Annotated in this window: 1 protein-coding gene; it reads left to right on the top strand. The window is 52.5% G+C overall.

Annotated elements, in window-relative coordinates:
* Positions 1 to 180 precede the first annotated feature (180 nt).
* On the top strand, positions 181 to 1,725 hold the full coding sequence (locus FV233_RS29320) for a DUF3732 domain-containing protein (protein WP_187278273.1): 1,545 nt from the start codon (positions 181 to 183) through the stop codon (positions 1,723 to 1,725).
* Positions 1,726 to 1,786 lie beyond the last annotated feature (61 nt).

The raw sequence follows: 1,786 nt of genomic DNA, 5'->3' as shown, positions 1-1,786 counted from the left end.
CAGCGCCAGATACGGCGCAACCAGCGCCCATTCCTCATCGGACACGTCAGAGGGATAGCCGGCACGACCTGCGCTCATGCCCAAAAACGCAAACCTCACCCATTCAGTTCATAACAGCCTCTAGAGCGCGGGCGCGATATCACTCCCCCCTCATTGGCTGCGCTTCACAAAAACACGACAGTGGACGCCGTTGAGAAGTTCCTCGCGGCGGCGGTGGGAATCAGTGAGAACGAGCACCGCCCACCGGTTGGTCAGACCCGAGCACCGCTCGAGGCAAACATTCGGCATGCCTTGGTTTTTGCGTTTCAAGATCAGGACGAGATCGATAGTAAAAAAGTGTTATTTCACCGCCAACAAGACAATTTTATCGCACAATCGATCAAAGACACGTTGCCTTATTTCTTGGGTGCAATCGATGAGGATCGACTTCTCAAGCAAGCGCAACTCGATGCTGCGCGGCGGCAGCTTCGTCAGCTAGAGCGGCAACTTCGTGAAGCTGACGACTTGGACACAAGCAGCTTTCCCCGTGCACGAGGGTTATTTGAGGAAGCGAAGCAAGTTGGGCTGATAGACGAGCGGCTCACTGCTTCGACATACGGGTCTGTAATTGCAGCTCTGCGAGATGCGACGCGGGATGACATCGTGCGGGATGAGCTTCTCGTCGGCGACGGAGCTGATGCTCTTGCCGACCTACGGAACGAACGTCAGGGACTTCGCGCCGAGTTGGAAAATATTAAGGCGGAATTACGCTCGACTCGTCTGTTTAACTCGGAAAGCACAGGCTACGAACGTGAGGCAAAGGAACAGCGCGCGCGGCTAAGCGCTGTGGGTTTGTTCAAGAAAAGCGACCATGAAGGGCAACATTGCCCACTGTGCGAGAGCCGTCTCGAAACTCCCATTCCATCAGTGCGTCAGGTCGCAAGATCGCTGCGCGATATTGCCGAGCAACTCAATGCCGTAGAGGCTGAAAATCCCCGCCTTCAGCTCAGATTGGTGTCGCTTCAGCGCGAAGAAGAGCAGATAGAAAATCGACTACGGGAGAACCAGCAACTCATTACAGCTCGCGTTCGCGAGAACGAGATTTTGAAAGTTCAACAAGACAACTTCATTATTCAAGCCCGAACAATAGGGAAAATAACTCAGTATCTTGAAACAGCTTCAAGCGCTCAAGACGGATCTGCGCTCCATCGCCAAGTGGAGGCGGCGCGCTCGCGTGTAACACTTCTAGAGCAAGAACTCGACGTTGAAATAGTCCGAGAGCGTATAGAAGCGTACCTAAATATCATTGGTCGCTACATGACCGACTACTCTGTTGATCTTGACTTAGAGCATAAAGGCAGCCAATTGCGGCTTGACATCAAGAATCTGACCGTAGTTGCTGATACACTCGATGGGCCAGTGCCGCTTCAGCGTATGGGTAGCGGCGAGAATTGGGTCGGGTATCATGTGCTCGCACACCTAGCACTTCATAAATGGTTTCGTTTAAAAAAACGGCCTGTGCCGGCTTTTCTCATCCTAGATCAACCTTCGCAAGCGCACTATCCCCCTGAGCGCGACGCGGACGAAGGTTCAATTGTTGCGCTTCCAGACGAGGACAAAACTGCCGTCTACCAATTGTTCGCGCTAATCGCACAAGTAGCAGATGAGCTTGCCCCACACCTTCAAATCATCCTGATGGATCACGCCGATTTAAAGGAACCCTGGTTTAAAAAAAGCGATAGTTGAACGTTGGCGACGTGGAGAGAAGCTGATCCCCGCAAGCTGGTTAAACGAATGATGTGATTTA

The organism is Methylobacterium sp. WL7, from assembly GCF_008040085.1.
Classification (GTDB): domain Bacteria; phylum Pseudomonadota; class Alphaproteobacteria; order Rhizobiales; family Beijerinckiaceae; genus Methylobacterium; species Methylobacterium mesophilicum.
This window is presented reverse-complemented; position numbering and strand designations above follow the sequence as displayed.